The sequence below is a fragment of the Arhodomonas aquaeolei DSM 8974 genome, from assembly GCF_000374645.1.
In the GTDB taxonomy this organism is placed as follows: Bacteria; Pseudomonadota; Gammaproteobacteria; order Nitrococcales; family Nitrococcaceae; genus Arhodomonas; species Arhodomonas aquaeolei.
This window is the reverse complement of record NZ_KB894801.1, coordinates 446986-470046: the sequence shown is the minus strand read 5'-3', so window position 1 is coordinate 470046 and position 23061 is coordinate 446986. Positions and strand designations below refer to the sequence as shown.

21 protein-coding genes are annotated in these 23061 nt (G+C 70.2%); 17 read left to right on the top strand and 4 right to left on the bottom strand.

Translation table 11 applies throughout. The annotated features are described in order from the left end of the window. Window positions 1–372: an ANTAR domain-containing protein gene (locus C516_RS0104440; protein ID WP_018717166.1), complete on the top strand. Its 372-nt coding sequence runs from the start codon at window positions 1–3 to the stop codon at window positions 370–372. A gap of 46 nt (window positions 373–418) precedes the next feature. Continuing rightward, on the top strand, window positions 419–2167 hold the full coding sequence (locus tag C516_RS0104435) for a putative bifunctional diguanylate cyclase/phosphodiesterase (protein WP_018717165.1): 1749 nt from the start codon (window positions 419–421) through the stop codon (window positions 2165–2167). Between the two features lie 20 nt (window positions 2168–2187). On the opposite strand, the gene C516_RS18545 is transcribed toward C516_RS0104435, so the two are convergent. Then, a complete protein-coding gene (locus C516_RS18545; protein ID WP_156831115.1) occupies window positions 2188–2973 on the bottom strand; it encodes a helix-turn-helix transcriptional regulator in 786 nt (261 codons plus the stop codon). Window positions 2974–3096: 123 nt separating this feature from the next. Between C516_RS18545 and C516_RS0104425 the strand changes: the two genes are divergently transcribed. The 3 genes from C516_RS0104425 (at window position 3097) to C516_RS0104415 (ending at window position 5406) form a co-directional block, all read left to right on the top strand. Then, a complete protein-coding gene (locus C516_RS0104425; protein ID WP_018717163.1) occupies window positions 3097–4788 on the top strand; it encodes an FAD-dependent monooxygenase in 1692 nt (563 codons plus the stop codon). After that, window positions 4788–4991, top strand: a complete 204-nt coding sequence (locus tag C516_RS0104420; protein WP_018717162.1) for a DUF2783 domain-containing protein — start codon at window positions 4788–4790, stop codon at window positions 4989–4991. The genes C516_RS0104425 and C516_RS0104420 overlap by 1 nt, the downstream gene beginning before the upstream one ends. A 115-nt stretch (window positions 4992–5106) precedes the next feature. Continuing rightward, on the top strand, window positions 5107–5406 hold the full coding sequence (locus tag C516_RS0104415; RefSeq protein WP_018717161.1) for a YrhK family protein: 300 nt from the start codon (window positions 5107–5109) through the stop codon (window positions 5404–5406). Window positions 5407–5429: 23 nt separating this feature from the next. Here C516_RS0104415 and C516_RS0104410 read toward each other — a convergent pair whose 3' ends face one another. Beyond that, on the bottom strand, window positions 5430–7037 hold the full coding sequence (locus C516_RS0104410; RefSeq protein ID WP_018717160.1) for a methyl-accepting chemotaxis protein: 1608 nt from the start codon (window positions 7035–7037) through the stop codon (window positions 5430–5432). A 392-nt stretch (window positions 7038–7429) separates the two neighbouring features. Between C516_RS0104410 and C516_RS0104405 the strand changes: the two genes are divergently transcribed. The 6 genes from C516_RS0104405 (at window position 7430) to C516_RS0104380 (ending at window position 11384) form a co-directional block, all read left to right on the top strand. Beyond that, window positions 7430–7942 (top strand): Hsp20/alpha crystallin family protein, encoded by a 513-nt coding sequence (locus C516_RS0104405; RefSeq protein WP_018717159.1) that lies wholly within the window; start codon window positions 7430–7432, stop codon window positions 7940–7942. Window positions 7943–7999: 57 nt separating this feature from the next. Beyond that, window positions 8000–8524 (top strand): hypothetical protein, encoded by a 525-nt coding sequence (locus tag C516_RS0104400; RefSeq protein WP_018717158.1) that lies wholly within the window; start codon window positions 8000–8002, stop codon window positions 8522–8524. Window positions 8525–8565: 41 nt separating this feature from the next. Beyond that, window positions 8566–8871 (top strand): hypothetical protein, encoded by a 306-nt coding sequence (locus C516_RS0104395; protein WP_018717157.1) that lies wholly within the window; start codon window positions 8566–8568, stop codon window positions 8869–8871. A gap of 397 nt (window positions 8872–9268) precedes the next feature. Then, window positions 9269–9949, top strand: a complete 681-nt coding sequence (locus C516_RS18540) for a cyclic nucleotide-binding domain-containing protein (protein WP_245558735.1) — start codon at window positions 9269–9271, stop codon at window positions 9947–9949. A gap of 91 nt (window positions 9950–10040) precedes the next feature. Continuing rightward, the gene (locus tag C516_RS0104385; RefSeq protein ID WP_018717155.1) at window positions 10041–10466 is read left to right on the top strand and encodes a hypothetical protein; all 426 of its coding nucleotides are present in this window, start codon (window positions 10041–10043) and stop codon (window positions 10464–10466) included. Between the two features lie 126 nt (window positions 10467–10592). Then, window positions 10593–11384 carry an SDR family NAD(P)-dependent oxidoreductase gene (locus C516_RS0104380; RefSeq protein WP_018717154.1) on the top strand — a complete coding sequence of 264 codons (792 nt, stop codon included), beginning with the start codon at window positions 10593–10595 and terminating at the stop codon, window positions 11382–11384. 8 nt (window positions 11385–11392) lie between these two features. Here C516_RS0104380 and C516_RS18535 read toward each other — a convergent pair whose 3' ends face one another. Further along, the gene (locus tag C516_RS18535) at window positions 11393–12043 is read right to left on the bottom strand and encodes a phosphoribosyltransferase (protein WP_018717153.1); all 651 of its coding nucleotides are present in this window, start codon (window positions 12041–12043) and stop codon (window positions 11393–11395) included. A 146-nt stretch (window positions 12044–12189) separates the two neighbouring features. On the opposite strand from C516_RS18535, the gene C516_RS0104370 reads away from it, so the two are divergent. Beyond that, window positions 12190–12630 (top strand): CBS domain-containing protein, encoded by a 441-nt coding sequence (locus tag C516_RS0104370; protein ID WP_018717152.1) that lies wholly within the window; start codon window positions 12190–12192, stop codon window positions 12628–12630. A gap of 13 nt (window positions 12631–12643) precedes the next feature. On the opposite strand, the gene C516_RS0104365 is transcribed toward C516_RS0104370, so the two are convergent. Then, window positions 12644–14602 (bottom strand): CocE/NonD family hydrolase, encoded by a 1959-nt coding sequence (locus tag C516_RS0104365; RefSeq protein WP_040409230.1) that lies wholly within the window; start codon window positions 14600–14602, stop codon window positions 12644–12646. 666 nt (window positions 14603–15268) lie between these two features. Between C516_RS0104365 and C516_RS0104360 the strand changes: the two genes are divergently transcribed. The 5 genes from C516_RS0104360 (at window position 15269) to C516_RS0104340 (ending at window position 23059) form a co-directional block, all read left to right on the top strand. Next, window positions 15269–16669, top strand: a complete 1401-nt coding sequence (locus C516_RS0104360) for a cytochrome ubiquinol oxidase subunit I (protein WP_026320937.1) — start codon at window positions 15269–15271, stop codon at window positions 16667–16669. A 6-nt stretch (window positions 16670–16675) separates the two neighbouring features. Then, entirely contained in the window at window positions 16676–17677 is a 1002-nt protein-coding gene (gene cydB / locus C516_RS0104355; protein WP_018717149.1) for a cytochrome d ubiquinol oxidase subunit II, read from the top strand. Window positions 17678–17698: 21 nt separating this feature from the next. After that, the gene (gene cydD / locus C516_RS0104350; protein WP_018717148.1) at window positions 17699–19330 is read left to right on the top strand and encodes a thiol reductant ABC exporter subunit CydD; all 1632 of its coding nucleotides are present in this window, start codon (window positions 17699–17701) and stop codon (window positions 19328–19330) included. Then, window positions 19320–21005: a thiol reductant ABC exporter subunit CydC gene (gene cydC, locus C516_RS0104345; RefSeq protein ID WP_026320936.1), complete on the top strand. Its 1686-nt coding sequence runs from the start codon at window positions 19320–19322 to the stop codon at window positions 21003–21005. The genes cydD and cydC overlap by 11 nt, the downstream gene beginning before the upstream one ends. A 71-nt stretch (window positions 21006–21076) precedes the next feature. Next, on the top strand, window positions 21077–23059 hold the full coding sequence (locus C516_RS0104340) for a monovalent cation:proton antiporter family protein (RefSeq protein ID WP_018717146.1): 1983 nt from the start codon (window positions 21077–21079) through the stop codon (window positions 23057–23059). Window positions 23060–23061 lie beyond the last annotated feature (2 nt).

Genomic DNA, 23061 nt, shown 5'->3' with positions numbered 1-23061 from the left:
ATGACGGACAGGGGCAAGGACGTCCTTCTCGTGATGAAGCGCCCGGGCAACGTCGCCGTGATCCGCGAGGCGCTGGTGGGCCTCGGTTATCGCGGTATCGGCATCGACGACGAGACCGCGCTCGCGGATGCGGTGGCGGCGCCGCCGATGCCGGCGCTCGCGCTCGTGGACGTCTCGGGCTTCGGCCCCTCGGTCTGGTCCATGTGCGCGGTCCTCCAGGCGAACGAGGTGCCTTTCGTGGTGCTCTCCGCGCCCGAGGAACTCTCTCTCGGTGGTCGTGCCGTTGCGAGCGGTGCCCGCACCGTGGTGCAGAAACCCGTCGCCAAGGTGGCCCTGTTGCGAATCGTCCGCGATCTGGCAGGTCCGGGATGAAGCAGTGTAACCACTTGCACACCGTCGGACGACGGGGAGGCAGGGCTTGAACTACCGGTATGATGATCTCCACGGGGTAGCGTGGCGCGGGGTGGCGACGGACACGGTGGACGATACCGTGCCTGCCGACCGCGTTCTGCTCCTGCTCGGCGCCTCCGGCAACCGGCGCCTTCTCGAGGGCCACCTACAGGATCACTGCACGGTGCTCGAGCCGGGCAAGTGCGGGTTGCCTGAGGACGGCTTCGATCTGGCCATCGCCGACGTCGGCGGATTCCGGCACTGGCGCCGCCGGCTACAGGAGGCGAAGCGGCGCGAGGCGCCGACCTTCCTGCCGGTCGTGCTGCTGCTCTCGCGCTCCGAGCTGGATCGCCGGCTGGCGGCGTTATGGGATGTGGCCGACGAGTTCATCGTCACACCGATCGAGCGCCGCGAGTTCAGCGAGCGCGTGGCCATGCTGTTACGCGCCCGTTCCATGGCCATCGCCCAGCGCGATCACCTGGCTTACCTGGTCAACTACGACAGTGTGACCGGGCTGCCGAACAAGAGCCTGTTCCTCGACCGCCTGGTCGCCGCCATACGTGAGGCGTCGGTGCTCAACCGGCAGCTGCCGGTGACCGTGATCCGTATCCCCCTGGGCCGGGTGCTCAAGTCCTTCGGCCACCATGCGCTTGAACGGGCGGTGACCGCCTGTTCCCGGCGCCTGCAGACGTTACTGGGTGATACCGCCTCGCTGGCGCGGCTGTCCACGGACGAATGGGGGCTGCTGCATCGCCCGGGCACCACGGTGAACGAGGTGCTGGAGGTGTGCGGGAGAATCCGCCAGATCGCGGAATCGCCGGTGGAGATCGGTGACGAGCGCGTGCGCATTACCCCGCGGGTCGGCGTCGGCCTTTACCCGGAGGACGGGGCGGATGCCGCGACGGTCCTCGACCGGGCGACCAGCGCCCTCTCGGAGACCGACGATGTCGGGCCGGTATTTTACTCCCGCCAGGTCCAGCAGGAGGCGTTACGGTTCGTGCGCACGGAGGCACGGCTGCTGGAGGCGCTGGAGAAAGGCGAGTTCGAGCAGTGGTTCCAGCCCCAGCTGTGTCTGGAGACGGGCAGGATACTGGGGGTCGAGGCGCTGGTGCGATGGCGTCTGCCCAGCGGGGAGCTGGTCCCGCCCGGGGAGTTCCTTGCCGTTGCCGAGACGTGCGGCCTCATGCCCCGAATCGATCACTGCATGCTTGTGAACGTGTGCGCGACCATGAGCGAATGGCGTCGGCAGGGGGTGGGGATCGAGCGGGTTGCGGTGAACGTCTCCGCCGAGGACGTGCGTGCCCCCGGGTTTGCCGCAACGATCCGCGACACCCTGGAGCATTACCAGCTGCCGCCGCCGTCCCTGGAGCTCGAGCTCACGGAGACGGCGCTGTTCGACATCTCTGACGAGAACCTCCAGAAGCTCAACGATCTCAGGGGCCTCGGCGTCAGCATCGCCGTGGACGACTTCGGTACCGGCTACTCCTCATTGAGCTACCTCCATCGCCTGCCCATCACCACGCTCAAGATCGACCGCGCATTCATCACCGACGTGCACCGGGACGAGACCAACGCCGCGATCACCCGCACCATCCTGTGGCTCGCGCACAATTTCGGTCTCGAGACCGTCGCCGAAGGGATAGAGACCCCGGACGAGGCACGTTACCTGCGCTCCCTTGAGGTATACAGCGTTCAGGGGTTTCTCTTCGGTCGTCCGATGCCGGCGCGGGATCTGCTTCGCTGGATGAAGCAGCGCAGTGCGCGCTGGCGGCTGTGATCCCCCGGTGGGAGGCCGGTTCAGCCGGCGGGCGGATGCGGGTGGCAGCGCCGGGCGAGTTCGGCGCGCGAGTGCACGCCGAGCTTGTGATAGGCCCGGCGCCGGTAGGTCTCGGCGGTGCCCGGGTTCATCCCGGCCGCTGCCGCCGCGCTCTTGAGCGTGTGGCCGCGTAGCAACAGCGTACACAGCTCGCGCTCGCGCGTTGAGAGCGTCTCCAGCAGCCGGCTCTCCGCCGTGCCGGCGCCCTCCGTCGGTGGGCCGTCGCTGTAGTGGCGGCGCATCAGGCTTGCCAGCAGGGGGGCGAGCGCCGAGATCTCGTGGACCTCGTCGCCGGTGAAGGCCCCTTCGCCGCGACCGCGATAGAGGTTGAGGTAGTAGGCCACGCCCTCGCCGGGCACCCGCAGCGAGACCTTGTCCACCAGCGCGGGTCGGGCAAAGAACTCGTCGCGATAGGCGTCCGGCATCGCCGTCGTCCGCATCGCCTCCGGCGCGGCATCGTCAGTGGGGCGCGTCAGCAGCTGGCGCAGCCGTGGGTAGTTCGGGTCGCTGCGGAACCCGCCGCCGACGTAGCGCCGGGCGAGCCTCTGGGCGAGCGCCGGCTTGCGCGGGTTTGCGGCGAGCAGGCAGCCCATGCGGTCGCCGTGTCCGTAGGCGAAGAGCATGCACTGCTCAATGCCGGTCTGGCGCCTCAGCAGCGCGAGCAGGGCGTCCTCGAACTCCGGGCGACCGATGGCGTCCACGCATGCTCCGGCGGCCCGGAACGCCGTCGCGCCCATGCGGTCGTCTCTATCGGTTAGCGTCGCCATAACGGGATGTCCTGCATTTCACGGGACAGGCTGAAGTCCCTCTCTCCTCTAGCATGGACACGATATGTCCTGAAAGGTTGGTAAACGACCGTCCCGGTCACCGCAAGCCAGGGGAGGAGAGCCATGCGGCCTGCCGGACGCGGCGAGTACGACTCGCTGTATTTCGACTATCCATACTATGCCTTCGAGCGTCCACCGGAGTTGGACGGCACCCACCGGCGACACACGGTGGCCATCGTCGGCGCCGGGCCGGTGGGTGTGACCGCCGCCCTGGAGCTGGCACGCCACGGGGTGGCGAGCGTGGTGCTCGACGACAAGGACACCGTCAACGATGGCTCCCGAGCCATCTGCATCTCCCGTCACAGCCTGGAGATCCTCCAGCAGCTCGGTGTCGCCGGGCGCTTCACCGACAAGGCGCTGGGCTGGCGTTACGGGCGCACCTACTTCGGCGAGCGGGAGGTGTTCCGTCTGGAAATGGCGCACTCCGAGCAGGAGCGGTTCATGCCGATGTACAACATCCAGCAGCAGTACATCGAGCGCTTCCTCATCGAGCGTGCACAGGAGACCGGGCTGGTAGCGCTGCGCTGGCGCAGCCGGGTGCGTGACGTGGATGCCGGCGACGACGGCGTGAGCCTGTCCGTGGACACGCCGGAGGGATGGTATCGCCTGGACGCCGACTACGTCCTGGCTGCCGACGGGGCGCGCAGCGGGGTACGGCGGGCGTTAGGGCTCGGCCTCCAGGGCGAGGCCTACGAGGGGCGCTATGTCATCGCCGACATACGCATGCGCTCGGACTTCCCCACGGAACGCCGGGCGTTCTTCAACCCGCCGGCGCTACCGGACTCGACCCTGCTGGTCCACCGTCAGCCGGACGACATCTGGCGTATCGACTACCAGCTCGGTCCCGATGACGACCCCGACGAGGCGCTGAAGGAGGCGAGCATCCGGCGAAACGTGGGTGCCGTCGTGGAGATGCTTGGCGAGGCCGACGACTGGGAGCTGGAGTGGTGGAGCCTTTACAAGGCCTACACCCTGGCCCTGGATGATTACCGCCACGGCCGGGTGATGTTCATCGGTGATGCCGCCCACCTGGTGCCGATATTCGGCGTGCGCGGTCTCAACAACGGCTTTGCCGACGCCATGGACGCGGGCTGGAAGCTCGCCTGGCGGATCCGGGGCTGGGGTGGAGATGGTCTGCTGGCGAGCTATACCCCGGAGCGCCGCGGCGCGACGCTGGACGTCTTCGCCAACGCCGGGCGCAGCACCCGCTTCATGACCCCGCCGACGCGGGGCTATCGGCTCATGCGCGATGCAGCGCTGTCGCTCTCGCTGAGCTGTGACTATGCCGGCGGTTTCGCCAACCCCCGCCAGGTCACACCCTACACCTACGCCGACAGCCCATTGACCACGCCGGACACGGTGCCGGGGTTCGCGGCGGGGCCTGCGCCGGGGGCACCGCTGGTGAACCGCCGGCTCGGTGAGGACGACTACCTCCTGGATCACCTCGGCCCGGGCTTCAACCTGCTGTACTTCAGCGACGCGGGGGACGTCGAGCCGGCACACCGGGAGTCACTGGAGGCACTCGCCGGCGGGGCGATGCCGCTGCACTGCCTCGTCGTGGGCGCGCGGGTCGACGAACACGCACCGTGGACGCCGGTTCCGGATCCCGACCGCGGTATCGCCGCTGCCTACGGCGCGCGGGCCGGGAGCTGCTATCTCGTGCGCCCGGACCGGCACGTCGCCGCGCGTTGGCGCGACCTCGACACGGCCGCCCTGTACCGAGCCCTGGCCACCGCTACCGGAGGAATGTCCTGATGGCGTCGCATACTGAAGAGCACCTGCCGTTCCCGGAGCTGGAGGCGGCCTACGAGCGAATCGCGGAGACGTTGGATAGGTTGCCGGAGCGGCAGACGTCGCTGTTCCTGGCCAAGCTCTCCCTGGCGCTTGCCCACCGTGTGGGCGACGGCGAGCGGGTCCGTGCGGCCATCGACGAGGCGGCCCGGGATATCGGTGACTGAGCGCCCGCGCCGTGCGTTGTATGCCGGGACAACACCGCCGAGGGGCGGGGCTTTGCGCGTTGCCGGGTGATAGGGGAGACTGCCACGGTACCCACCCGGCAGAGAGGAGCGCCCCATGGCCCGTGCACGACACATCGGCTATGGCGACGGTGACGATCCGAGCGCCATGACCCTCACCCTCGGCCCCGAGCAGCTGGTGATCCGCCGGCGCTACGAGGCGGCCAGCATCTTCAACGACTTCCTCGTCGCCGGCTGGTTCCTGGTGGGCAGTATCCTTTTCCTTTACCCGGACTGGGAGCCGGTCGGTGTGTGGCTGTTCATTATCGGCAGTGCGCAGTTCATGCTGCGCCCGACGCTCCGGCTCGCGCACCGTATTCATCTGCGCCACGTCCCGCCGAGCCGCTGGGAGATGTAGCGCCGCCGTGCCGTCCGCCGCCTTCAGGTGCGGAAGCGTGTGACCACCCGCTCCAGTGCCTCGGCGCTCTGCGCCACCTGTCCACCGGCCTGTTCCGTATGCTGCGCCCCGGTCACCGTCTCCTCGCTGACCTCGGCGATGTCCCGGGTGTGGCCGTCGGCGACGGTGACCGTCTCGTTCTGGCGGCCCGCGGCGTCGGCGATACGGTGGTTTATCCCGGTAATCGCGTCCACGGCCTCGTTGATGGCGCGAAGGGCCTCGCCGGCCGTGTCGACTGCACTGACCGTGGTCCCCGCGTCGTCACGGCTGCGTGCCATCGCCTGTGCAGCCTCGCGGGATGAGGCGACGAGCTTCTCGATGGTCTCGGCCACGTCGCCGGTGGCCTCCTGCGTGCGGGCGGCGAGGGAGCGCACTTCCTCGGCGACCACGGCGAAGCCGCGACCCTGCTCGCCGGCGCGGGCCGCCTCGATGGCGGCGTTGAGGGCGAGCAGGTTGGTGCGCTCGGCGATGTTGTCGATCACCCCGAGGACCTCCTTGGCGCTCTCCGTGCCCTGCGCCAGCGACTCCACCATCCGGCCGGCCTCGGCGACGCCGTCCGCGAGCCGGCTGATCGCCCGGGAGACCTCATCGACGCGGGCGTGGCCGTTGTTGGCCTGGTCCCGGGCGTCGTCGGCGGCGCGGCTGGCCTCGTCGGCGTTGTCGGCGACTTCCCGTGCGGCCTCGCGTACCTCGGTCATCGCCTGATTCAGGCTCTCGATCCGCTCGGCCTCCGTGTTCGCGCCCTCGCGGGTGCGCTGGGTCTGTTCGGTGAGCGTGGAGGCGGCGTCGCGCAGGCGCTCCGTTTCTCCGGCCAGGCTGCGCACGGTGGACTGGAAGTGCTCCAGCAGCCGGTTGACCGCATCGGCCACGCTGCGGAACTCGTCGTTGCCGCGCACGTCGATGCGTGGACGCAGGTCTTCCTCGGAGGCGACGGCCTCGGTGGTGTCGCGCAGGGCCCGCAGCGGCCGGATCACCACCCGGCCGATAACGGCGCTTAGCACCGCCAGTCCGGCGAGGAAAATGGCGAGGTTGATGCCCACCGTGGTGGTGATGTCCCGCCAGACCGCTGTGTCCATGCCGGCCATGGAGAAACGGACGCGCGTGGCGCCGAGCACGGCGCCCTCGTCGGCGTTCGCATGGCAGCCGGTGCAGTTGGTGCCGTGATAGTCGGTGAGGTTGAGGTGGGGGACGGCCACGGTGAGGGCGCGGCCGTCCTCGCCCTGTGCCACCGAGACGACGCGCTCGCCGGAGAGGACACGACGGTCGATGGCGTCCCGGGGCTGCTCCTCGTCCATGCCGGGGCCGTAGAGCGCCTGGACAGGCTTGCCGCGCAGGGTGCGCGCGGAGATTACGTTCTGGTGGGACTCGAGCTTACGGAAGAGGATACGGCGGCGTTTCATCTGCCCGGTCAGCATCAGTGCATTGAGGCTGTCCAGGTGGCTGGAGATCAGGGTGTCGGCCTGTGCCACGGCGTTGTCGAGCACCCGGGCGCGCTGGCGGTGTGCCGAGTAGACCGTCACCAGCGCCATCGCGAGCAGGAATACGCCGGCAATCGCCGGCAGGATCTTCAGCTTGATGGATATACGTCGCATGCCCCGTCCTTTCTGCCCCCTCGTCCCTTTGCCCCGGTCTTATCGGCACGTCGGGGTCCTTGTTTAGTCCATTTCGGATTCTACCGGGCCGGGACCGCCGCCTCTTGAGCTGGATCAGCTTGGCGGCTGTCGCTGTTCGGAGACAGGCCGCCGGCGGTTCGATACCACCGGGCCGGTTGCGGCGGGCGCTGCGGCCGTATGGGGGCCGGCGGCGGCGCGGTCTCCGCTCATCGGCGCTTCGCGGCCGCAGGCACCGTAATTGACCGCCGTCATCCCCGGCGCACCAGGGCCGGGCATAACGTGATTCCCAGTGCGCGCCGGTGGATAACCGGGGCGCGCCGGAGTCGGAACTCCGGGGTCGTGATGTTGGGTGATTCCGGGAGGAATGCGAGATGGCCAAGGAGATGAAGGCGGACGTGCCGAAGGCGGTGCCGGCGGAGCAGACGCCGGCGCCGACGGGTCGCACGATGGGTGTCTTCGACGATGTCGACCGGTTCTTGGATACGGTGTTCGAACGCGGGTGGATGCGCCCGTTCCGCTGGGAACATCCGCTGTGGGAGCGCATCGCAGGGGGCGGCGAGGGCCGGATCCCGCGGGTGGACCTGCTCGAGCGCGACAGCGACGTGCTGCTGCGCGCCGAGCTGCCGGGGGTGCAGCGCAGGGACCTCGACGTCTCGGTGACGGACGCCACGGTCACCATCCGGGGGGCAACGGCGAGCGAGAAGCGTACGGAAGAAGGGGCCTTTTTTCGCAGCGAGATCGCCCGCGGGGCGTTCAGTCGAACGGTGTCCCTGCCGGCCAAGGTCGACGCGGACAAGGCGGATGCCCGCTTCGCGGACGGCATCCTCGAGATCACGCTGCCCAAGGTGAAGGAAGCCCGCCGCCGGCGTATCGAGGTGCGCTGAGGGCGGGCTTGATCGCCGTGTCGCCCCTAGGGCGAGGACCGCATGGAGGAAAGGACGATGACGACATCATCGTTACGATCTCTGAACACGTTCAACCACGAGATGCTGGATGTCGGGCGCGATATCTCGGAGGGCGCGATGCGCAGCGCCGCCTGCCTCGGTTACGGGGCGGACGGTCCGGAGCGCGCCTACCGTGAGGGCGTCGCCGTGGCCCGCAACGCGGTGGAGCGGACCATCGGGCTCGAGCGTGCGATGGTTCACGCCTGGCGAGCCCAGGCCCGTGAGCAGCCGGCAAGCGGCGCCCTCTGGGAATCCGCGCTTGGCCTCATTGAGCAGGGTATCGACACCCGGGAACGCCTCTGGACGGCGTGGTTCCGCGCCCTCGAGGGTGCGTCCGTGAACGCGTTGACCGGTGCGATGCCGGCTATGTGGGGAGAGGCAGGCAGGGCCGCCCGGAGCGAGGCGGATGAAAGGGGGGCCACGACGTCGAAATCGTCGACACGGGCCACCCGCGGCGGGCGCACGGCGTCCCGTGGACAACCGGGGTCGGAAACCGGCGGACAGTCGGCGGCCCAGAGCTAGTCGGGACCCGGAAGCCCCGAATCGCCGGGGAGGAGAGAGTCATGCCCGATATCGATCGGACAGCGGTGTTTGCGTGGCCGCGGCGGGCGCCCACGGCCCGTACCGCTCTGGCGGCACGACGCCGTCGGCGCTTCGGCTGCGAGATCCATCCCGCCTGGGACGGCAGTGGTTGCTACGTGCTCTGGGCCTGGGTGGAGCAGGAGGGTGAATGCGAGTGGACCCTGCTTGATCATGAGGACGGCGCACCGTTGCGTTTCTGTACCCCGCAGCGTGCCCGGGCGTATGCCCTGAAGCGCGGCTATGGAACGGACGCCGTGCGCATGCGGTGGCCGCCGACGGCGCGCTGATACAACGCTCGTCGGCGTATGCCGGCCACCGGTCCACTAACGCGTCGATTCCGGCAATGATCTGAATTTCTGAGAAGTTATTCCGTTTTGCCTGTGGCGTGATGCGTCTATATTTTCCGGGAAACCCCGTGAAACGCTGTCCACCGGCGCGCGCCGGTGGACAGCGTCCCCGCGTCGATGGTGTCTTCTTGACCAGGGATGGGGCCTGATCGAGCACGGGTGCCGACAGGGCATCGCCATCGAGGGGGTGGCGTTTAGGGAGGGACGCGGTATGGACACACGCCAGGGCAGAGACGCCGTTGTCGAATTCCGCCCGGACTGCCCCCTGTGCGGCAGCTCACCGTGCGTATTCCACTGCAGGGATGAGTGTACCGAGGCGAGGACGCTCCGCCGGATCGTGGAAGTGGGACGCCCGATGGTCCGGGGGCAGTACCTCTACCACGCCGGCTCGCCGTTCGCAGCGCTGTACACGGTCCGCGCGGGTACGGTCAAAACCTGCGCCGTCACCGAGGACGGGGAGGAGCGCGTCATCGGCTTCAGTTTCCCCGGTGACATCGTCGGTCTTGATGCGATCGGCGGCAGCACCTACCTGACGGATGCCTGCGTGCTCGAGACCGCGAGTGTCGGTGTCATCCCCTTCGCCCGTCTGCAGCCGCTCCTCAGCGAGGTGCCCGCCCTGCAGCACCGCCTCCTTCAGGCGATGAGCCGCCAGATCGCCGCCGAGCACGAGATGCGGCTGGCCCTGCTCAAGCGTACCGCGGAGGAGCGTTTCGCCGTGGGTCTGGTGAGCCTGTCCGAGCGCTTCGCGGGCCGGGGTCTGTCACCGACCGCCCTGCGTCTGGCCATGTCCCAGGCTGAGCTCGGCAGCTATCTCGGACTCGCTCCGGAGACGGTCAGCCGGCTGTTCCGCCGCTTCCGCGAGCAGGGCTGGCTCGATGGTACCGGACGGGAATGCGAGCTTCTCGATATCGGCGCGATCCGGGCAGTGGCCCGGCGTCAGCGCCGCGTACCGTCAGGGTCTTCCGGCGATGAAGCCTTGCGCGCTGTCGGAGCGGGGCGTTCCGGCGGCGGCTCCTGATCGTGCGTGTCCGCCTGTGACGGCCCGGCGGGCGGAACGCCTTTGACCGGTGAGGATTGGGGCAGGGACGATTTTTCAGGAGGAATTCGGGATGAGGACCGTCAGCAGCGGTATGCGTGTGGCCGCGGTAGCGGTAGCGGTGACCTGGGCGGTGTTAACCATGCCGGACGTGGCGGCCGCGGGTGGTGGCGGCGGTTCCGGTCACCGGCAGATGATGACCGATGGGCAGGGCGGCGGCGGGGTTCGCGGCCTGGACCAGGACCGTCTGCGTGAGCTGGATCAGCTTCGCGACCGGATTCACAATACGAACGATCCCGCTGAACGCCAGCGCCTGATGCGGACCTATCGTCAGCGCATCGATCAGGACTTCAAGATGATGCGCCGGGGGCAGGGGCCGGGCCCCAATGCCAGCGATGCCGAGCGGCTGCGTTACATGGAGAACCGCACGGAGCGCATGCAGCGCCTCATGAACCACATGTGGGAGTACGAGAACCGCATGGGTGCCGGCGACGAATGACCGGTTCGGCGTGCATCGCCGCTTGATCGGTCGCCGTCCGAAAGGCGATAGTCCGGTTGCAAACTGATGACCCCGTGCCGCCCTGGCCGGGGTCGCGGTCGCCTTTCAGCAACCGGGAGTAATGCCATGCAGATCGATCTTACCGGCCGCATTGCCGTCGTCACCGGCTCGACCGCGGGTATCGGGTTCGCCACCGCCCGCGGCCTGGCGGGCGCCGGGGCGTCGGTGGTGGTCAACGGGCGGCGCAGCGAATCCGTCGACGCGGCCGTCGCCCGCCTGCGCGACGAGGTCCCGGGTGCCGAGGTGCGCGGTGTGGCCGCTGACCTCGGCACCGCGGAGGGCTGCGACGCCCTGGTCGCCGAGGCCCCATCGGCGGACATCCTGGTCAACAACGTGGGCATCTTCGGCCCGCAGGACTTCTTCGAGACCGACGATGCCGTCTGGGAGCACTTTCTCGCGGTGAACGTGCTCTCCGGCGTGCGCCTCTCCCGGGCCTATCTCCCCGGCATGGCCGAGCGGGGCTGGGGGCGTGTGATCTTCCTCTCCTCCGAGTCCGCGCTCAATATCCCCGCGGACATGATCCACTACGGCGTCACCAAGACGGCGGATCTGTCGCTCTCCCGAGGGCTTGCCAAGCGCATGGCCGGTACCGGTGTCACCGTCAACGCCGTGCTGCCCGGGCCGACGCTCTCCGAGGGGGTGGGCGCGATGCTTGCGGACGCGCAGCAGGCGGGGGAGTCCCTGGAGGAGACGGCGGCCTCGTTCGTGCGCCGTGAGCGCCCGAGTTCGATCATCCGGCGTGCGGCGACGGTCGAGGAGGTTGCGAACATGGTGGTCTACGTGGCCTCGCCGCTGTCCTCCGCTACCACCGGGGCGGCGCTGCGCGTGGACGGCGGGGTGGTGGACAGCATCGCCTGAGCGCCGTCTCAGCCCGGCCCGTCGGTGTGCCGGGGGCCGGCGCGGCCCGCCAGGCAGTGGATCACGGCGTCGTCGCTGACCTGGCCGAAATCGCGGAAGTACTGGCCCACGGCCATGAAGTCGCCGGGTGTGGCGAGGCAGACGACCTCGTCCGCCAGCGCGTCCAGGGTCTCGACCGCCTCCGGCGGCGCGACGGCGAGTGCGGCGACCAGCCGCGCCGGTTTCCGCCGCCGGACCGCGCGCAGGGCGGCCGCCATCGTGGCGCCGGTGGCGCTGCCGTCGTCGACGATCACCACGGTGCGTCCCGCCGGATCCACCGGCGGGCGCACAGGGGTATATCGCCGGCGGCGCCCGCGCAGGGTGTCGAGCTGGGCGGAGACCTCGGCATCCACGTAATCGGCGCCGAGGTGGCGGCGTGCGTCCTCGGAGAGGTCCGTGGTGCCGTCCTCGCTCACCGCACCGATGGCGTACTCCGGGTTGCCGGGGGCGCCGAGCTTGTGCACGAGCACCACGTCCAGCTCGCCGTCCAGTGCGTCGGCCACCGCGGCGGCCATGGGGACGCCGCCCCGCGGGATGCCGAGGACCAGCGGATGGGTCCCGGCGAGGTGGCCGAGTCGTGTGGCGAGCTGTTCTGCGGCGTCGGTGCGATCCCTGAACATGGCGGGCGTCCTCCCCGGATGCTGGGCATTGTCTTCGTGGTGTGCTATTGCCTGAGCGGTGGGCGTGACACCGTCGGCGCGCGCCCTGCCGAACAGTATGGTTCCGGAGCGGTCATCCTGGGAATGTTCTCAGGGAGGAGTGAGGCATGACGGTGGGCGAGTACTGTAACCGCAACGTGATCACCATCGATGCCGACGAGTCAGTGCGTGCGGCGGCGGAGCTCATGCGGCGTCACCACGTGGGCGATCTCGTCGTGCTCGAACCCGGCCGGCCGCCGGCGGCGATCATCACCGACCGGGACCTGGTGGTCGAGGTCCTGGCACCGGGGCTCGACCCTCAGACGCTCGCGGTGCGTGACATCGTTACCCACTCCGCGTTCTTCGTGCACGAGGGCGACAGCCTCTTCGACGCGCTGGAGGTGATGCGCGGGCGCGGCGTGCGGCGGGTGCCGGTGGTGGACGAGGCTGGCGATCTCGCCGGGATCATCGCTGTGGACGACGTTGTCGGCCTGCTCGGGGAGGTGCTCGAAGACCTCGCCGCCGTGGTCGAGCGCCAGCGTGACCGCGAGGTGGACGAGCGGCCCTGAGGGGCCGCACCGGTCACAGCAGCTGGCGGCGGATGCGGCGGTTCCAGTTGCGCGAGAACACGCGCCGGCCGTTCTCGTAGGCGTCCAGCTCGGCGTGCACGTGGAAGTGCCCGCCGTCCGCGGTGAGCAGGGTGCGGGCGCGGGTCTCGATATCCCAGCCCTCGCGGCGCAGGCGCTGGCGGGTGACCACTTCGCCGCTGGGCGAGCTGAAGTCGTCGCCCGTGTAGCGGTAGTACTCCCGGGTCTCGTCGGTCAGCTCGATGTCGGCGTCCTCGATGCGCACGGTGCCTTCGTCCTTGATCACCTCCAGGGTCGCGTAGTCCCCTTCAAGGTCGCGGTGCACCAGCCAGCGGTACTCCGCCTCGTGCAGCCGTGTTACCGGCGACGGGGCCGGGTAGTCCGGTGCAGGCAGGCGTACCGCCGGCGCGTTCGTCTGGGCGCTGCGCACCGGCAGCCACAGGCGCGTGTCCCCAAGGTCCACGGTGAGCCGGACGGGTTCCGGGGACGGCCAGGCCAGCGGCCAGTAGGAGGTGGAGATCGCGAGCCGCACGCGGTGGCCGGTGGCGAAGGCGTGGCCCACGTTGTTGAGCGGGACGCGGACCCGGTAACGCCGCCCCGGTGTCAGCGGCTCCGGCTCGGCGTGGCTGTCGCGGTGGGTAAGGTTCAGCAGGCCGTAGGTGGTGCGTGTTGCCTTGTCGTCCGGTGCGACGTCGGAGAGACGCACGGCGACCATCGCCACCGGCCGGTCCACGGAGAAGGCGAGCTCCAGCTCCGGCGCACCGAGCAGCTCCAGGGGGGCCTCCAGCGGCGCGGTGTCGAACACCAGCGCACCGCCATCCTCCTCGCGCTGGTCGTAAGGCAGATCCGGGCCGGCGGCATAGGAGCACCACTTGCCGGCGAACAGGCCCACGCTGAGGGGGGACTGCACGGTCTCGCTGCCCGGTGACGGCGCCGCGGTCCGAGCGAGGTCGCACCCGGGATTCAGGTGGTACGGCGTGGCCGTGATGTCCGGTGACGGCCATTGCCGCTCGCTCACCCAGCGACCGGGACGATGCTCGTACTGGGCCGCGGGTGCGGTGCTGTCCTGGACCCAGGCCCGCAGCATGGGCTCGGCGTCGATGCCGGTATCCCGGCCCTTGAGCCAGCGGTCCCAGAAGCGCAGGACCTCCTGCTGGAAGCCGATCGCCGGGCCCGGTACGCCCTCGTGGGGATACTTGTGGCTCCACGGCCCCACCAGCCCGAGGCGCGGTCCGGGCAGGTTCTCCAGCAGACGGAATACCGTGTTGGTGTAGCCGTCCGCCCAGCCGCTGACCGCCATGACCGGGCAACGCACGTCGGTGTAGTCCTCGCAGACCGAGCCGTGGCGCCAGTAATCGTCCCGGTGGGGATGGCGCAGCCAGGTGTCGAGCCACAGGCCGCTGCCCTCCAGCCGTTCCATCCACATGCGGCGCCAGTCGTCGCCCACCAGTGCCGGGTCCGGTGGCAGGGCGTTGAACGCGAACATCACCGAGGCCCAGGAGAGGTTGTCGCCGAGGAGGCAGCCGCCCATGTAGTGGACGTCGTCGGCGTAGCGGTCGTCGGTGGAGCACACGGTCACCACCGCCTTGAGCGCCGGCGGCTGGCGGGCGGCGATCTGCAGGCCGTTGAAGCCGCCCCAGGAGATGCCGAGCATGCCGACGCTGCCGTCGCACCAGGGCTGGCTGGCAAGCCATTCGATCACCGCGATGCCGTCGTCCTGCTCGATGGGCAGGTATTCGTCGGTGAGCACCCCTTCGGAGTCGCCGCTGCCGCGCAGGTCCACCCGGATCGCCGCGTAACCGTTCGCGGCGAACCAGGGGTGCAGGGTCTCGTCGCGGGCGCGGGTGATGTCGCGCTTGCGGTACGGGATGTACTCCAGGATCGCCGGCACCGGCACGTCGCCGGCGTCCGCCGGCAGCCAGATGCGGGCGGCGAGCCGGGTGCCGTCCGGCATGGGGATGTTCGTGTGCTCGATGCTGCGGACCCCGGCGGCGGTGGACGGAGTGGTATCAGACACGGCGTCGGGTCTCCCTTGCGGTGCGTTCTATGCGCGGAACGGTAGCGCAGGCCTGCCCGCGTCGTCACCGCCGGCCGCGCTGTGGGACCCGGATTCACGATGTGGGCGCTCCGGTGCGTCCCGGTTTACAGGATGACCCGGGAGGCCGTAATCGCCCGGCAGGGACCTCCGGCTGGCGGCCCTGCCCGGTTATGAACGCGGGCACCGTCTGGTCGACAGGCTTGACGCCGCGGGTGTTGCCATCCCGATCATGGGAAGGGCCAGGCGGCGTGTATCGTGCGTGGTCGGGACGGGTAGGGGGTTCGCGTTGTCGCTCGCGGCCGGATCGGGGTGGCGGGTCCGCCGGACGTGGTGGTTCGTGACTTAGTCACAGTCACGGTTGCAGCCGGCGTAGTCTCATGGGGGGTGCGGTGCAGCAAGGGCACCGCCTGCGGGGTCGGGCAATGACCTCCATGGTGAGTGAACGGGTGTTCGCTCGCATTGTCACAGAACAATAGATGTCATCGAGGGGGAGGAGCGGTACGACGGACCTCCGAGGGCGGGCGCGGCGTCCTGACAAGGCCTGTCGCCAGGGAATGTCTCTTTAGAAACCGGGGTATCGTCATGGAACTCGACCCATTGCTCCTGTCGCGAATACAGTTCGCGTTCGTTGTCTCATTTCACGCCATATTTCCCGTCTTCACGATCGGGCTCGCATCCTATATCGCGGTCCTCGAAGGGCTGTTCTACCGCACCGAGGACCCGGTCTGGGCACGGCTGTCGGGCTTCTGGAGCCGCGTGTTCGCCGTCGTGTTCGGCATGGGCGTGGTCTCGGGCATCGTGATGTCGTTCCAGTTCGGCACGAACTGGAGCAACTTCTCCCAGGCCACGGCGAACTTCATGGGGCCGGTGCTCTCCTACGAGGTGGTCACCGCGTTCTTCCTGGAGGCGGCGTTCCTCGGGGTGCTGCTGTTCGGGCGCAACAAGGTCCCGCCGGGCACCCACCTGTTCGCCGCGGTGATGGTCGCGCTCGGCACTTTCATCTCCTCGTTCTGGATCCTGTCGGCGAACAGCTGGATGCAGACGCCGGCAGGCGTGGAGCTGCGCGACGGGGTCTTTCACGTCACCGCCTGGGGCGAGGCGATCTTCAATCCCTCCTTCTGGTATCGCTTCTTCCACATGGCGCTGGCCTCGTTCCTCACCGGCGGGTTCGTGGTCACCGGTGTGAGCGCGTACTACCTCCTGCGCGGGCACGACGTGCCGGCCAACCGCCGCGCCCTGTCGATGACGCTGTGGCTGCTCCTGTTCATCGCCCCGGGGCAGCTCCTGGTAGGGGATCTGCACGGGCTGATGACCCTGGAGCACCAGCCGACCAAGGTGGCCGCCATGGAGGGCAACTGGGAGCGCGAGGCCGGCGCGCCGATGCTGCTGTTCGCGCTCCCGGACCAGCAGGCCCAGGACAACGCCATCGAGGTGGGCATCCCCAACCTGGCGAGCCTGATCCTGACCCACGACTGGAACGGCGAGGTCCCGGGGGTCTCCGAGGTGCCCCGTGACGAGCAGCCGCCGGTGGCGATCGTGTTCTGGTCCTTCCGCGTGATGGTCGGCCTCGGGCTGCTGATGATCGGCTTCGCCTTCTGGGGCGCATGGCTGCGCTGGAAGGGGCGGTTGTATGACGCCAGGGGCTATCTTCAGGGGCTGCGGCTGATGGCGCTCGCCCCGTTTCTGGCGGTGCTGGCCGGGTGGTTTACCACCGAGATCGGCCGCGCGCCGTGGCTGGTCTACGGCGTGATGACCCAGGCCGAGGGGGTGACGCCGTCGCTCACCGGCGGCATGGCCCTGTTCAGCCTCATCGGCTACGTGCTCGTCTACGCCGTGGTTTTCGTCTCGGGCGGCTACTACCTCACCCGGGTGGTGCACCAGGGCATCTCGGAGGAGTCGGAGGACGAGTCCGACCGGCCGAAACGCCCGCTGTCGGCAGCGCACACGCCATTCGACGAGGACACGGCCCGGGCCGGGAGGTAAGCAGTCATGGGAACGATCGATATCACGATGATCTGGGCCGTCATCATCGCCTTCGGCGTGGTGATGTACGTGCTGATGGACGGCTTCGACCTGGGGGTGGGGGTGCTCTTCCCCTTTGCCCCCGACGAGCGCTCGCGGGACACCATGATGAACTCGGTGGCCCCCGTGTGGGACGGCAACGAGACCTGGCTGGTGCTCGGCGGCGCCGGGCTGCTGGGGGCGTTCCCGCGGGTCTACTCGGTGCTGCTGCCGGCGCTCTACATCGGCGTGTTCCTGCTGCTCGCCGGGTTGATATTCCGCGGGGTGGCCTTCGAGTTCCGCTTCAAGGCGCAGCGTTCGCGCTACCTGTGGAACTGGGCGTTCGCCGGTGGCTCGACGGTGGCCGCGTTCGCCCAGGGGGCCGTGGTCGGCGCCTACATCCAGGGCTTCAACACTGTTGACGGCGTCTACGCCGGCGGTGCCCTCGACTGGCTGACGCCGTTCACCGTGCTCACGGGCGTCGGGCTGCTGCTCGGTTACGCGCTGCTCGGTACCAACTGGCTGATTCTCAAGACCGAGGGCGAGCTCCAGGAGTGGGCATACCGGCTGAGCCCGAGGCTGCTCGCCGCGGTGCTGGTGGTGTTCGCGATCATCGGCGTGTGGACGCCGCTGGTGGATGACATGGTGCGGGAGCGCTGGTTCGGCAATCTCAGCACGATCTGGATCCTGCCTGCGCTCACCCTGGCCGCCGCCGGTGTCCTCTACCGGGCCGTGCGCCGGCGCCAGGAGGGCGTGCCCTTCGTGGCGACCATGGCGGTGTTCGTGTTCACGTACCTGAGCCTGCTGGTGAGCAAGTGGCCGTACGTGGTGCCGCCGGCATTCACCTTCCGCGAGGCGGCGTCCGCGCCGGAGTCGCAGTTGTTCCTGCTCATCGGCGTGCTCTTCGTCATCCCCATCGTGCTGACCTATACCGCCTGGACCTACTGGGTCTTCCGCGGCAAAGTCAGCGCCGACGCCGGCTACCACTGACCGCCGGTGGCGGGGGAGACCATGCCCCGGCGGTGGCTCGATGCCCGCGCACGCAGCGTGCGCGGGCCGCTGGTCGCGGCGGTGGCTGCGGGGCTGGTGCAGACCGCCGCGGTCATCATCCAGGCCGGGACCTTCGCGTGGATCGTCGCGGCGATGCTCGACCGCGGCGTCGGGGTTCCCACCCTCGCGTTCGTGGTCCTCGTCGCCGCGGTGCTGGTGCGTGCCGGCGCCGAGTACGCCCGTCAGCACGCCGGTTTCGAGGCGGGTCTTCGGGTGCGCGGCGACGTACGCCGCGAGCTGCTCGCCCGCCTGGACGCCCTCGGCCCGGTCGGGGTGGCGGCGGAGCCCTCCGCCGGGCTTGCCAGCCGGGTGGTCGAGCAGGCGGAGGCGCTGGAGGGCTATTACGCGCGTTTCCTCCCGCAGATGGTGCTGGCGGTGGTCTCGCCGCTGGCGATACTGGTCGTGGTGGCCTGGATGGACTGGCTCGCCGCACTCTTCCTGGTGGCCTCGGCGCCGTTGATCCCGCTGTTCATGGCGCTGGTGGGTATGGGTGCGGAGCGGCTGAACCGCGCCCAGTTCCGGGATCTGAGCCGGCTGTCGGGCCATTTCCTCGACCGCATTCGCGGCCTGTCGACGCTGGCGCTGTTCGACCACGGCGAGCGCAGCATCGAGGCCGTGGCCGCCGCAGCCGACGGCTATCGCCGGCGGAGCCTGCGGACCCTGCGCGTTGCCTTCCTCTCCTCTGCGGTGCTGGAGTTCTTCTCGTCGGTGGCGATTGCGGTGGTCGCTATCTATATCGGCTTCGGCCTGCTCGGCTACATCGCGTTCGGGCCGGCGCCGGCGCTGACGCTGTTCAGCGGGCTGTTCATCCTGCTGCTCGCGCCGGAATTCTTCCAGCCGTTGCGCACCCTCTCGCAGCACTACCATGACCGCGCCGCGGCCGTCGGTGCCGCGGCGGAGCTGATGGAGGTACTGGAGCGTCCGTCGGCGGTGAGCGACACCGCCGACGCGGCGTTGCCGCCGGGTGCGCTGGAGCTGGCGGCCGTGGCCGTGGGCCGGGGGGATCATGCCCGGGTGTTCGGGCCCCTGTCGCTCAGCGTGTCGGCGGGCAGCTGCGTGGTGATCACCGGGGCGACCGGGGCGGGCAAGACTACGCTGCTGAGACTGATCGCGGGTTTCCAGGCGCCCGACGAGGGCCGGGTACGGGCGGGGGGCGACGGTGCCGTCGCCTGGCTCGGTCAGCGGCCGCTGGTGGTGCCGGACACCCTGGCGGGCAACATCCGTCTCGGCTCGGCGCAGCCCGTCGATGACGACGCGGTGCATGAGGCCGCCCGGCGGGCAGGCGTGCTGGCGTTCGCCGAGGCGATGCCGGACGGGTTGGATAGCCGGGTGGGCGAGCGGGGTTACGGCATTTCCGGCGGCCAGGCGCAGCGCCTGGCCCTCGCGCGGGTGTTCGTGTCGTCCGCGCCGCTGGTGCTGCTGGACGAGCCCACCAGCGCGCTGGATGCCGCGACCCGTCAGCAGGTCGTCGCGGGGCTTGCGGCGCTGCGCGAGGCCGGCCGCACGCTGGTCATCGCCAGTCACGACCCGGTGCTCACGGCGCTGGCGGACCGGGTGGTCCACCTGGCGGGGGCGCGGCGCGATGTGGCGTGACCTGAGGCCGTATCTCCGCGTCCTCCGCGGCTACCGGTTGAGGCTCGTTGCCGGAGCCGCGCTGCTGTTGCTCACCACAGTGGCGGCCACCGGCCTGCTTGCGTTATCCGGCTGGTTCATTACCGCCACGGCGGTGACCGCGGCGCTCTGGGCGGCGGGGGCGGCGGCAGCGCTGAACATCTACGTCCCCGGCGGGGGGATCCGTGCGTTCGCGCTGACCCGGACCGCGGCCCGCTACGCGGAGCGGCTGTACAACCACGACACGGTCCTGCGTCTGCTCGCCGAGCTGCGCACTGCCGTGTTCGCCCGGCTGACACGGCTCGACCCGGCGACCCTCGCGCGCTTCCGCGCGGCGACGCTGCTCAACCGCCTGACCGCGGACATCGATGCGCTGGATACCCTCTATCTCCGGGTGCTCGCGCCGCCGCTGGTGGCGCTCGTGGCGGTCGTGCTGCTGGCCGCACTGCTCGCTGCGTTCGCGCCGATGATCGCGCTCGTCGTCCCCGTGGCGTTGCTGATCCTCTGGGCCGCGGTGAACGCGGCCGCCGCGCGGGGCGGGCTGGCGCTGACCGAGCGCGTGGCAGCGGAGACCGAGGCGTTGCGGGTGACGGTGGTCGCCCACGTCGAGGGCCTGGCGGAGCTGCTCGCGTTCGGCAGTGGCCGGCATCATCGCGAGGCCATGCTTGCCCGGGAGGCGGGCCTCACCGCGGACCAGCGGCGCCTCGCGCGCCGCGCCGCGGCGGGGGAGGCCGTGATGCTCGCCGGGATCCAGCTTGCGGGTGTCACCGCGTTGGGGCTCGGCGCGATCGCTTACGGCGCGGGGACGGTCTCCGCCGCGGTGGTGGTGCTCATGGCCCTGGCGGTACTCGGGCTGGGCGAGCTGTTCGTCGCACTGCCCTCCGCCTTTGTTCAGCTCGGCCGGGTCCGGGCCTCGGCCCGCCGGCTCACCGCGCAGGTCGCCTGCGAGTCCGCGCTGCCGACACCGGAGAGGTCCACGGCGCCGCCGGCGGATACGGGTCTCGAGCTCGCCGGCGTGAGCCTGCGTTACGCGTCGTGGATGCCGCCGGTGCTGGACGGTGCCGCGATGACGGTCGCGTCGGGAGAGCGGGTCGCCGTCACCGGCGCGTCCGGCAGTGGCAAGAGTTCGGTGGCGGACCTGTGCGCGCGGCTGATCGATCCCACCGCCGGGGAGGTGCGCCTGGGCGGGGTGGCGCTGCTGTCCCTCGACCGCCCGGCCCTGCGCCGGCGTCTGGCCTATCTCACCCAGCGCACCGAGCTGTTCGACGACACCGTCGCCGCCAACCTGCGCATCGCCGCCCCCGGGGCCGGCGAAGGGGCACTCTGGCACGCGCTGGAGGTGGCTGACCTGGCCGCCTTCGTCGAGGCGTTGCCGGACGGTCTCGCGACCTGGGTGGGGGAGCACGGCCAGCGTCTCTCCGGTGGCCAGGCCCGGCGGCTCGCGCTGGCGCGGGTGGTGCTCCGGGACGCGCCGGTGGTGGTGCTGGACGAGCCCTTCACCGGCCTGGACCGGGAGACGGCAGCCACCGTAGCGACGCGGCTGGACCGCTGGCTCGTCGGCCGTACCGCCGTGCTGCTCGCCCACGACGTCGAGGCGCTGCCGCCGGTGGACCGGGTGCTCGCGGTGGAGGACGGGCACCTGCGCGGGATGGCGTAACGCCCGGCGTTTTCCGTTCGTCCGCGGAATTCGGATAGCATGGCGCCCGTCAACGTGACGGGAATGCGCGCATGCACACACCTGAGGGTTTCGCCGAACTCCTGCTCATCCTGCTCATCGCCGTGGGTGCCGCGGCGGTGTTCCTGCGTCTGCGGCTGCCCGCGGTACTCGGCTACCTCGCCGTCGGTCTGGTGGCGGGCCCCACCGCGCTGGGGGTGGTCCACGATCTCGAGACGATCCGCTCCCTCGCCGAGCTCGGCGTGGTCCTGCTGCTGTTCTCCATCGGTCTGGAGTTCTCGCTGCCGGACCTGGCGCGCATGCGCGGTGCGCTGCTCGGCCTCGGGGGTGGCGAGGTGCTGATCGCCGGCGCCGCCGCCTTCGGTGTCTCGCTGCTGCTGGACGTGCTCGTACCCGGGGCGCCGCCCATCGGTATCGCCGGTGGGCTGGTGATCGCGGGGGTGGTGGCGATGTCCTCCACCGCGATGGTCACCAAGCAGCTCACCGACCAGGTCGAGCTGGGCCAGCCCCACGGGCGCGCGGCCCTCGGCATCCTGCTGTTTCAGGACCTGGCGGTGGTGCCGTTCCTGGTGGTGATCTCCGGGCTCGCCGTGCCCTCCGACGACTCCCTTGGCTGGGCGCTGGCGGTGGCGCTGGGCAAGGGCGTGCTCGCGGTGGCGGTGATCCTGCTGGTGGGCCGGTTCGTGCTCAACCGGGCGCTGAACCACGTGGCCGCGCTGTACTCCGGGGAGCTGTTCACCCTGGCGGCGCTGACCGTGGCGCTGGGGGCCGCGTGGTGGACGGCGTTCCTGGGCCTGTCGCCGGCGCTCGGCGCCTTCGTGGCGGGGATGATGCTCGGCGAGAGCGCCTTCCGCCACACCATGGAGGCGGAGATACGCCCGTTCCGGGACGTGCTGCTGGCGCTGTTCTTCGTGAGCATCGGCATGCTGCTCGACTTCAGCGTACTGCCCCGGGGCTGGCCGTGGATCCTGCTGCTGTTCGCCGCCCTGGTGGTGTTCAAGTTCGCGCTGGTGTTCGGCCTCGGGCGGGCGGCACGGATGCCCACGGTGACCGCAGTGCGCACCGGCCTGACGCTGGCGCACGGCGGCGAGTTCGGCTTTGCGCTGCTCACCCTGGGGCTGACCCACGAGCTGCTGCCGCCGGCCTACGGGCAGGTGGTGCTGGCCGCGCTGCTGCTGTCCATGGCGGTGGCGCCGCTGGCGCTGCGGTTCAACGGCCCGCTCGCCGACCGCCTGCTCGGTCGCCGCGCCGCCACCCGGGAGATCCAGGATGACGTCCACACCCTGCCGAGTGGCGAGGGACGGGTCCTGCTGGTGGGCTTCGGGCGGGTGGGGCAGCACATCGCCCGCGTGCTCGACGAGGCGGGCTACCCCTGGAGCGCCCTGGACGCCGACCCGGTACGTGTGGAGAACGCCCGCGGCGCCGGTGCCCCGGTGGCCCATGGCGACGGCACGCGGGTCGACGTGCTGCGCGCGGCCGGTGCCGATCGGGTGCGCGCGGTGGTGTTCACCCTGGAGGCGCCCCAGGCACTGGTGCACACGGTGGAGGCGCTGTGCGCCTCGCATCCGCATCTGCCCATCCTGGTGCGCGCCCGCGATGACAGCTACCTCCGCGAGCTCCAGGAGGCCGGGGCGACGGAGGTGGTGCCGGAAACGCTGGAGGCCGGGCTGACGGTGAGCTCGCATGTGCTGCTGCTGCTCGGCGAGCCGCCGGCGTCCGTGACCCGGCGTATCCGCGACCTCCGCCAGGGGCGCTACGAGCTGCTGCGCGCGCTCTTCCCCGGCCGCGACGATAGCGACCCGGATGCCCTGCAGCTGCGTGCCTTCAATATCGCGGCGGACGCCCGTGCCACCGGCCAGCGCATCGACGCGCTGGGGCTGGAGGCGATGGGGGTGAGCGTCTCGGCGGTGACCCGCGACGACACCCGCGAGGATGCCCCGGGCGGTGACTGGGTGCTCAGCGAAGGCGACATCGTGACACTCGCCGGTACGGCCGCGGCCCTGGACCGCGCCGAGGCGGCGCTGGTCCGGGCCTGAGC

Bases quoted from the DNA above. Each gene is read 5' to 3' on its own strand.
- C516_RS18535 (WP_018717153.1), bottom strand. From the start codon at position 12,043: ATGTTCAGGGATCGCACCGACGCCGCAGAACAGCTCGCCACACGACTC.
- C516_RS0104360 (WP_026320937.1), top strand. From the start codon at position 15,269: ATGGAACTCGACCCATTGCTCCTGTCGCGAATACAGTTCGCGTTCGTT.
- cydD (WP_018717148.1), top strand. From the start codon at position 17,699: ATGCCCCGGCGGTGGCTCGATGCCCGCGCACGCAGCGTGCGCGGGCCG.
- cydB (WP_018717149.1), top strand. From the start codon at position 16,676: ATGGGAACGATCGATATCACGATGATCTGGGCCGTCATCATCGCCTTC.
- C516_RS0104385 (WP_018717155.1), top strand. From the start codon at position 10,041: ATGAGGACCGTCAGCAGCGGTATGCGTGTGGCCGCGGTAGCGGTAGCG.
- C516_RS0104365 (WP_040409230.1), bottom strand. From the start codon at position 14,602: ATGCCGGACGGCACCCGGCTCGCCGCCCGCATCTGGCTGCCGGCGGAC.
- C516_RS0104420 (WP_018717162.1), top strand. From the start codon at position 4,788: ATGGCGTCGCATACTGAAGAGCACCTGCCGTTCCCGGAGCTGGAGGCG.
- C516_RS0104425 (WP_018717163.1), top strand. From the start codon at position 3,097: ATGCGGCCTGCCGGACGCGGCGAGTACGACTCGCTGTATTTCGACTAT.
- cydC (WP_026320936.1), top strand. From the start codon at position 19,320: ATGTGGCGTGACCTGAGGCCGTATCTCCGCGTCCTCCGCGGCTACCGG.
- C516_RS0104395 (WP_018717157.1), top strand. From the start codon at position 8,566: ATGCCCGATATCGATCGGACAGCGGTGTTTGCGTGGCCGCGGCGGGCG.
- C516_RS0104380 (WP_018717154.1), top strand. From the start codon at position 10,593: ATGCAGATCGATCTTACCGGCCGCATTGCCGTCGTCACCGGCTCGACC.
- C516_RS0104415 (WP_018717161.1), top strand. From the start codon at position 5,107: ATGGCCCGTGCACGACACATCGGCTATGGCGACGGTGACGATCCGAGC.
- C516_RS0104405 (WP_018717159.1), top strand. From the start codon at position 7,430: ATGGCCAAGGAGATGAAGGCGGACGTGCCGAAGGCGGTGCCGGCGGAG.
- C516_RS0104440 (WP_018717166.1), top strand. From the start codon at position 1: ATGACGGACAGGGGCAAGGACGTCCTTCTCGTGATGAAGCGCCCGGGC.
- C516_RS0104370 (WP_018717152.1), top strand. From the start codon at position 12,190: ATGACGGTGGGCGAGTACTGTAACCGCAACGTGATCACCATCGATGCC.
- C516_RS18545 (WP_156831115.1), bottom strand. From the start codon at position 2,973: ATGGCGACGCTAACCGATAGAGACGACCGCATGGGCGCGACGGCGTTC.
- C516_RS0104410 (WP_018717160.1), bottom strand. From the start codon at position 7,037: ATGCGACGTATATCCATCAAGCTGAAGATCCTGCCGGCGATTGCCGGC.
- C516_RS0104340 (WP_018717146.1), top strand. From the start codon at position 21,077: ATGCACACACCTGAGGGTTTCGCCGAACTCCTGCTCATCCTGCTCATC.
- C516_RS0104400 (WP_018717158.1), top strand. From the start codon at position 8,000: ATGACGACATCATCGTTACGATCTCTGAACACGTTCAACCACGAGATG.